The following is an 8,052-nucleotide window of genomic DNA, read 5'->3' as shown; positions in this document are numbered from 1 at the left end:
TTGTGATTTTTATGTACTTGATGAATTTAAATTAGGAAATATCATGAGCTCTTCTTTAATTAACCTTATTTCCTCTGATAAAGCTGTTGATTTTATAAAATCCTCAATAAAAGAGCATGATGATTGTAAAGTTTGTTCTTTTAAAAATCTATGCAGAAGTGGATGTAGAAGACATAAGGATTTTTCTGACAATTATAAAAATAGATTTTGTGAATCATTTAAATTTTTCTATTCTAAAAATATCTCTAAACTTATTGAAATAGCTAATATAGTAAAATTTAGATAAAATAAAAAATCCCAAATATTTGAATTTGGGATTTTTATTCATATATTTTTTTAATTTTATCTTCTAATCTTCCACTTAACTTGTAATGAATTTTTGATATTTCTTGTAATGTATAATATGGCTTATTTTTATAATTTTTTCGTTCCCTTTTTTCATTAAAAATTTCTTCTTCTATATCATTTTCAAACTCTATATATCCACCTATTTTTTTATTTACTAGTTTTTTTATTTTCTTATTTTTTAATCTAGAAATTTCCAATTCTTTTTCATTTCTCCAAGAGTGATTATCCCTATCATAAACTGCAATATAAGCTATTTTATAAGCATTCAAGACCTTTATAAACTGTGGTATAGTACTTTTACTACCACACTCAATAATAGAATATCTATATTTATATATACCTAATTTTTTAGCTAAAAATGATATCGCTATTTTATCTGTTTGTCCCTCAACTAAAATAACTTTTTTTGCAAAAAATATCTCTCCTCTATCTGGATTTATCCAATAGTTCATATTAAAGTTCTTTATTTCATCCCCATTAAATAACTCTTTTGTATGTTGAAAAGCTGTTACCTGACCATACAATTTTTTAATTAAACAAATTGATTTATATTGCTTTATTCCTACAAAATAACTTGAATGCGTTTCTATTATTATTTGAATTCCAATTTTTGATAATTTAATTAAAATATCATATAATTCCCTACTTGATTGAGGATTTAAATGTAATTCTGGCTCTTCAAAAATTAAAATAGTATTATATATCTCATTTTTTATATTTTCTTTTTTTATCTCCTTTAAAATATTTTTAAAAAAGCTAAATAAAATTTTTCTTTGCAAGCTTTGAGATGCTCTATTTTTTTCTAAAAAATCTATTTTTCCATTTAAATCCTTTAAAATTTTTTCATTTTTAACACTACTTAAATCTCTAATATTACAAAAAGCATCTTTAATTTGTATGTCTTTTGATGACATTTTTATTATTTTTAATTTTTCTATTCTTTTTTTATACTCTACATCTAATAACTTTTTTTCATTTCCTCTATATATTTCATAATACTCTTCTGTTAAATCTGGCTTTTTTATAAATTTTAAAGTTACAAAACCTCTACTTGTTTTTAACTTTAATCTGATAACTATATTTAAAGACTCATTATAAAAATCACTTTCTTTTATACTTTTACAATGTAAACTAGCCATTATTGCACTTATGGTACTTGTTTTCCCTCTATTTCCCTCTCCAATTAAAATCATTAACTTTTCAAATTCTATTGTTAAATATTTTATACATTGCCAGTTTTCTATTATGACTTTTTCTATATCCATATCTTCCTCCTCACCATCTATAAATATAGTACTTACCAACAATATAATTTCTTTTAAAAAAAAGCTCTACTAAAATTTAATTTAGCAGAGCTCTATATTATATATTATATAATTTTTTCATTCTATTTATTCTGTTTAATGTTCTTTCTCTTCCTATAATAGCAACTAGATTATATAAATCTGCTCCTTTAGGTAATCCAGTTAATACAGCTCTTAAAGGCATATATACTTTTCCTGGTCCCTCTCCTATTCCTTCAAGAGTTTCTTTTAATAACTCTTTAGCATGCTCTATTGAAATTTCCTCTTCACAAGCTTCTATTTTAGATTGGAATAAATTAATTGCTTTTTTTCCAATTTCATCTTTTAGTACTGAATGAAGTCTTTCAATTCCTTTAACTTCTTTTTTCTCAGTCTCTTCAGTTACTACTGGTAACTCATACTCATCTTTAAAGTAAACTTCAGAAGTTTCAACTATCTCTTTCATAGTTTGAGCTCCCTCTCTTAAAATTTCAACTATTTTAGAAATTGTATCAAACTCTTTCTCAGTTGGAATTCCTGTTACAAAACCAGCTTTTTCAAAGAATGGAAGTGTTAACTCAGTTAATTCTTTTAAATCTTTTAATCTCATATGTTGATTGTTTACCCATCCAAGTTTAACTAGATCGAATACTGGTCCTCCTAAAGCAACCTTATCTATATCAAATCCATCAATAAACTCTTGTAAAGTAAAGATCTCTTTATTTTCACCAAAAGAATATCCCATTAATCCTAAGAAGTTTACAATTCCCTCTTTTAAATATCCCTCTTCTTGATACCAATTTAAAGATACCGGATTCTTTCTTTTAGATATTTTAGTTCTATCTGAGTTTCTTAAAAGTGGCATATGTATAAACTCTGGTGCTTCCCATCCAAATGCTTTATATAATTGAATATGTTTTGGAGTTGATGCAATCCACTCTTCTGCTCTTATTACATGAGTTATTTTCATTAAATAATCATCAACAACATTTGCTAGGTGATATGTAGGGTATCCATCTGCTTTTAATAAAACTTGATCATCAATTTTATTATTTTCAAATACAATATCTCCTCTTAATCTATCTTTTATAATAGTTTCACCTTCATATGGCATTTTTAATCTAATAACATATGATTCCCCTGCTGCTAACTTAGCATCTATTTCCTCTTGAGATAATGATCTACAATGTCCATCATACCCTGGAGCTTTCCCCATTGCTTTTTGTCTTTCTCTTAATTTTTCTAATCTATCTTGTGTACAGAAACAGTAGTACGCTTCACCTTTTTCAACTAATTGTTTAGCATAATCTCCGTATAAATCAAATCTTTCAGATTGTCTATATGGTCCATACTCTCCACCTAAATCAGGACCCTCTTCATAATTTAAATCTAACCATTTTAAAGCATCGAAAATCATCTTTTCAGAACCATCTGTGTATCTATTTTGATCTGTATCCTCTATTCTTAAAATAAAGTCTCCACCATTTTTATGAGCAAAAGCTAAGTTAAATAAAGCTATATATGCTGTTCCTACATGTGGATCTCCTGTTGGAGAAGGTGCGATTCTTGTTCTTACTCTTCTTTCCATCATTATCTCTCCCTTTTATTTAATTTGTACCCTGTATTATAATCTATATATATGATATTTTCAAGATAGATCATTAGTTTTTATTTTTTACCCATCTTAAATATCCATTTATAAAACTATCTAAGTCTCCATCCATAACTGCTTTTATATTTCCAGATTCCACTCCAGTTCTATGATCTTTAACTAAAGTATATGGTTGAAATACATATGATCTTATTTGACTTCCCCAACCAATTTCACTTTGCTCACCTTGTATTCTTTTCAATTCTTCCTCTTTTTTCTTCATCTCTATTTCAAGAAGTTTAGATTTTAAAAGTTTCATCGCAGTTTCTCTATTATTTAATTGAGATCTTTCTTTTTGACAAGTTACAACTACTCCTGTTGGAATATGTGTTATTCTAACAGCTGAATCTGTCATATTTACATGTTGTCCTCCTGCACCTGAGGCTCTATAAGTATCTATTCTTAAATCTCCAGAATCTACAACTATCTCTACAGTATCATCTACCTCTGGCATAACATCAACTGAAGCAAAAGATGTATGTCTTTTTTTATTAGCATCAAATGGAGATATTCTTACAAGTCTATGTACTCCCTTTTCACCTTTTAAATAACCATAAGCTCTTGTTCCTTCAACTAATAAAGTTACTGATTTTACTCCAACTGAATCTCCCGCCATAAAATCCATCTCTGTAACTTTAAACCCTCTTGAATTAAACCATCTTAAAAACATTCTATATAACATATCTGCCCAATCACAAGCTTCTGTCCCACCTGCACCTGAGTGAATTGTAACAATGGCATTATTTCCATCATAATCTCCATCTAAAAGCATTTTAGTATCAAAATTATCAATCATATGTGCTAGTGCACTATGTTTTTCAGTTAATTCATCTATAAAATCCTCTTCTCCAGAATCTACAAAATCTATTAATATCTCTTCATCAAAAAACATTGTTTCTATATTTCCAAACTCTTTTACAACATCTTTTTCTTCGTTCATCTCTTTTATTATTTTTCCACTTGATAATTTATCATTCCAAAATCCCTCTTCTAAAGTCTTAGATTCTAATTTTTTTATTTTATCAAGTCTTTTTTCAAGGTCAAAGAGACCCCCTTATTGCATTTATTTTTTCATTATATTGATTGTATTCTCTTTTTAGCTCTAATATATCCATATATCCTCCATGTTTATTTTAAATTTGTTATTTTTTTTTCTAGTTCATTTAAGGTATTATATTTAAATACTTCATCACCTATTGTTACTGTACTTCCTCTTCCACAATGTCCTAAACAATTTCTCTCTTCAATTATAAATCTTGTTTTTTCTCTTAACTCTTGAATTTTATCTTTTAAATCTTTTCTTCCACAATTTCTTCCTACACAAACCTGAATATAATACTTTGTTGTAGCTTTTTGAAGTTTAGGATAAAACTTAATCGTTCCTTCTAATGAAAATGGGAACATATCTATTTTTTTAGCAATATAATTTATTATCTCTTCTGAAATATATCCTTTTCTATCTACTACAAATGATAAAATTTTATAATCATTTTTTTTATCATCTAAAGACTCAATAAAATCATCTAACTCTTTATAAAATTCTTCCATATTACATCCTTTCTAAGACAAGTGCAACTGCTGTTGCATACTCTTTACAATGGGAGATAGAAAGTTCAATTTTCACCTTTTTCTCTCTCTCCTTTAAAATACCCTTTAAACTTACTATAGGTTTTCCTAATTCATCATTTAAAATTTCAATATCTGTCAGTTTAAACCCTCTAACACCTGTTCCAAAAGCTTTTGATATAGCTTCTTTTGCAGAAAATCTTCCTGCATAACTTTCTGCTCTACCACCTTTAGATTTTATAAGTTCAATTTCTTTTTCTGTAAATACCTTTTCTAAAAACCCTTTTTTTAATATAGCTTTTTCAATTCTACTTATTTCAACAATGTCATTTCCTAATCCTAGAATTCCCATCTATCTTATTCCATATACTTTTCTTGCATTTTCTGTAGTTACTTCTATTACTTCTTCTATTGAAATTTCCTTTATTTCTGCAATTTTTTCTGCAACATATTTTACATATAAAGGTTCGTTTCTTTTTCCTCTAAAAGGTTCTGGTGTTAAATATGGGCAATCTGTTTCTATTACTAATCTTTCTAGTGGAATATTTTTTACAACATTTACTAGTTTTTTTGAATTTTTAAAAGTTAATGTTCCTCCAATTCCCAGATAAAAGTTCTTTATTAAAATTTCAGCTGATTCTGTAGACCCAGGATAACAGTGTATTATTCCTTTTATATTTGGAAACTCTTTTAATATCTCTATTGTATCTTCCATTGCATCTCTACTATGAACAACTATTGGCAAATTAAGCTTTTCAGCCAAATTAATTTGTCTTCTAAATCCATCTTTTTGTACATCTTTAGGTTCAGTCATCCAATGATAATCTAATCCTATCTCTCCTATTGCTACTATTTTCTCATTTTTTGCTAGTTCTTCTAACTCTTTTTCTAACTCATCACTGTATCCTGTAATATCTACTGGATGAATACCTATAGCACCATATATTTTTTTATATTTTTTTGTATAACCTACAGTTTTTTTTGAACTTTCTAAGTCATATCCTATATTCACACAAAATTCCAATTCATTTTCTATTTTTTCTATTAATTCTTCTCTATCTTCATTAAATTTTTCATTATCTAAATGACAATGTGTATCTACTAATTTCACAATTACCACCTCATTATCTTTTTTATCTATATTTTATCATACAAGAAACTTATTTTCTACAATTCCTCTTATTTATTATGCTGTAAATAATGTTTTTTTATAAGAAAAGTAAAGATTTAGTTGTTCTATTTTCAAAAAAATGATAAAATACTAAATAGACTTATGAATAAAAAGGAGAGTATTTTACATGGAACCAATTTTAATTTTTGGACACAAAAATCCAGATACAGATTCAATCTGTTCAGCTCTTTCTCTTGCTACACTAAAAGAGCTTCAAGGTGAAAAGGCACAAGCTTGTAGATTAGGAAATATCAGTAAGGAAACTGAATTCGTATTAAACAAATTTAATATAGAGGCTCCAATGTTTCTTTCAACAGTAAGTGCTCAAATTTCAGACCTTACTCATATTGAAAAGAAAACTATAAATCATAAAGATTCCTTAAAAAAAGCACTTGAAATTATGACTAAGGAAAACTACTCTAGTTTACCTGTTGTTAATAGTAAAAATCATTTAAAAGGAATGATACATATATCTGAAATTGCAAATGCATATTTAAATATAGATTATGCTGATTTATTCACAAAGTATCACACTACTTACGAAAATTTAAAACATGTTTTAAATGGTGAAGTTGTTAGTGGTGAATATCCAACTGGACAAATCCAAGCTAATTTAAAAGGAGTTAGTGAATATAGAAATATCTCATCTGGTGATATTGTTATTACTACAACTCTACTAGATTCTGTTGATGACTTAATTGAGCTCGGTGTTAAGATGATCATCTTATGTTGTGATAAAGAGGATGTTATCCTTCCAAGAGATTCTAAAACACCGATTTTAAGAGTTAATGGTTCTCTTTTTAGAACTATACCTCTTATATCTCAATCAATATCTATTTTATCTATTCTTGGTAATGAGAAGTTCTATTCATTCTCAACAGATGACCATTTAATTGATATTAAAGATATTATGAAAGAATCATCTCAAACTAACTTCCCTGTTATAGATAATAATGGTGAAGTATATGGAACTATTAGAACTAAAAATTTAATTAACTTTAACAGAAAAAAAGTTGTTTTAGTAGATCACAATGAGGCTACTCAATCAGTTGATGGTTTAAAAGATTCTAGAATTATTCAAGTTGTTGACCACCATAAATTCGGAAACTTTGAAACTAATGAACCAGTTAGAATTAATGCTGAAACTGTTGGATCAACTTGTACTATAGTTTATGATCTATATAAAGATGCTGATATTATTCCTCCAAAAGAAATGGCTGGTTTAATGTTAAGTGCTATTCTTTCAGATACACTTATGTTTAAATCACCTACTTGTACTGAAAAAGATATTGAAGTTGCTAAAGAGTTAGCTAAAATAGCTGAAGTTAATGATTTCCAAACTTATGGAATGGATATGTTAATTGCAGGTACATCTTTATCAGACAAAACACCTGAAGAGATACTAACTATGGATCAAAAAGAGTTTACTATGAATGGAATTAAACTTGCTATTTCACAAGTTAACACTGTTGATGTAAAAGGGCTTTTAGATCAAAAAGAAAATTTAGAAAATGTAATGAATAAAACTAACGAAGTTAAAGGATATCAATTATCTGTACTTGTTATTACTGATATTGTAAAAGCAGGTTCAATGTTACTTGTAATTGGTGATTCTAATATTGTTGAAAAAGGATTCCATACTCAATTAGAAAACAATACTGCATGGGTTGATGGTGTTGTTTCTAGAAAGAAACAGGTTGTTCCTTTCTTAATGGCTGCTTCACAAGGAGTGTGATAATCAATGTTTTTACCTACTACAATGACCGAAGTTAAAAATCTTGGTTGGGATTCTTTAGATATTATCTTAATATCTGGAGATACTTACTTGGATACTTCATATAATGGAACTGCTATTATTGGAAAGTGGTTAGTTAAACATGGTTTTAAAGTTGGAGTTATTGCCCAACCAGATATTAATTCAGATAAAGATATAACAAGACTTGGAGTTCCTAATCTTTATTGGGCTGTTTCTGCTGGTTGTGTAGACTCAATGGTTGCTAACTATACTGCTACTAAGAAAAAAAGAAAAAGTG

Annotated in this window: 8 protein-coding genes and 1 pseudogene; 3 read left to right on the top strand and 6 right to left on the bottom strand. The window is 27.5% G+C overall.

Annotated elements, in window-relative coordinates:
* The coding region (locus tag Q0V09_RS05180) for an SPASM domain-containing protein (RefSeq protein ID WP_297487477.1) at positions 1–286 on the top strand (286 nt) is incomplete at its 5' end.
* Positions 287–320: 34 nt separating this feature from the next.
* Here Q0V09_RS05180 and Q0V09_RS05175 read toward each other — a convergent pair.
* The 6 genes from Q0V09_RS05175 to Q0V09_RS05150 all read right to left on the bottom strand — a co-directional run bounded on the left by Q0V09_RS05175 (position 321) and on the right by Q0V09_RS05150 (position 5,959).
* On the bottom strand, positions 321–1,613 hold the full coding sequence (locus Q0V09_RS05175) for an AAA family ATPase (RefSeq protein WP_297405861.1): 1,293 nt from the start codon (positions 1,611–1,613) through the stop codon (positions 321–323).
* A gap of 97 nt (positions 1,614–1,710) precedes the next feature.
* Complete coding sequence (gene gltX / locus Q0V09_RS05170; protein ID WP_297405862.1) at positions 1,711–3,219, bottom strand: glutamate--tRNA ligase; 1,509 nt, start codon at positions 3,217–3,219, stop codon at positions 1,711–1,713.
* A gap of 73 nt (positions 3,220–3,292) precedes the next feature.
* A protein-coding gene (gene prfB, locus Q0V09_RS05165; RefSeq protein ID WP_297405863.1) for a peptide chain release factor 2 occupies positions 3,293–4,397 on the bottom strand; the annotation gives its coding sequence in 2 pieces (ribosomal slippage) (positions 3,293–4,324 and positions 4,326–4,397; 1,104 coding nt in all).
* 13 nt (positions 4,398–4,410) lie between these two features.
* The gene (locus Q0V09_RS05160) at positions 4,411–4,830 is read right to left on the bottom strand and encodes an NAD(P)H-dependent oxidoreductase subunit E (protein WP_297405864.1); all 420 of its coding nucleotides are present in this window, start codon (positions 4,828–4,830) and stop codon (positions 4,411–4,413) included.
* Between the two features lies 1 nt (position 4,831).
* On the bottom strand, positions 4,832–5,200 hold the full coding sequence (acpS, locus tag Q0V09_RS05155) for a holo-ACP synthase (protein WP_297405865.1): 369 nt from the start codon (positions 5,198–5,200) through the stop codon (positions 4,832–4,834).
* Entirely contained in the window at positions 5,201–5,959 is a 759-nt protein-coding gene (locus Q0V09_RS05150; protein ID WP_297405866.1) for a TatD family hydrolase, read from the bottom strand. It lies immediately after the preceding gene.
* A 187-nt stretch (positions 5,960–6,146) separates the two neighbouring features.
* Between Q0V09_RS05150 and Q0V09_RS05145 the strand changes: the two genes are divergently transcribed.
* Both Q0V09_RS05145 and Q0V09_RS05140 read left to right on the top strand, forming a co-directional pair.
* The gene (locus tag Q0V09_RS05145) at positions 6,147–7,754 is read left to right on the top strand and encodes a putative manganese-dependent inorganic diphosphatase (RefSeq protein WP_297487475.1); all 1,608 of its coding nucleotides are present in this window, start codon (positions 6,147–6,149) and stop codon (positions 7,752–7,754) included.
* A gap of 6 nt (positions 7,755–7,760) precedes the next feature.
* Positions 7,761–8,052: pseudogene (locus tag Q0V09_RS05140) on the top strand (YgiQ family radical SAM protein); the annotation flags it as partial.

This window comes from uncultured Cetobacterium sp. (assembly GCF_947039425.1).
GTDB lineage: Bacteria > Fusobacteriota > Fusobacteriia > Fusobacteriales > Fusobacteriaceae > Cetobacterium_A.
Note: the sequence above shows the minus strand (reverse complement) of the source record. Positions and strands in the feature narration are given on the sequence as shown.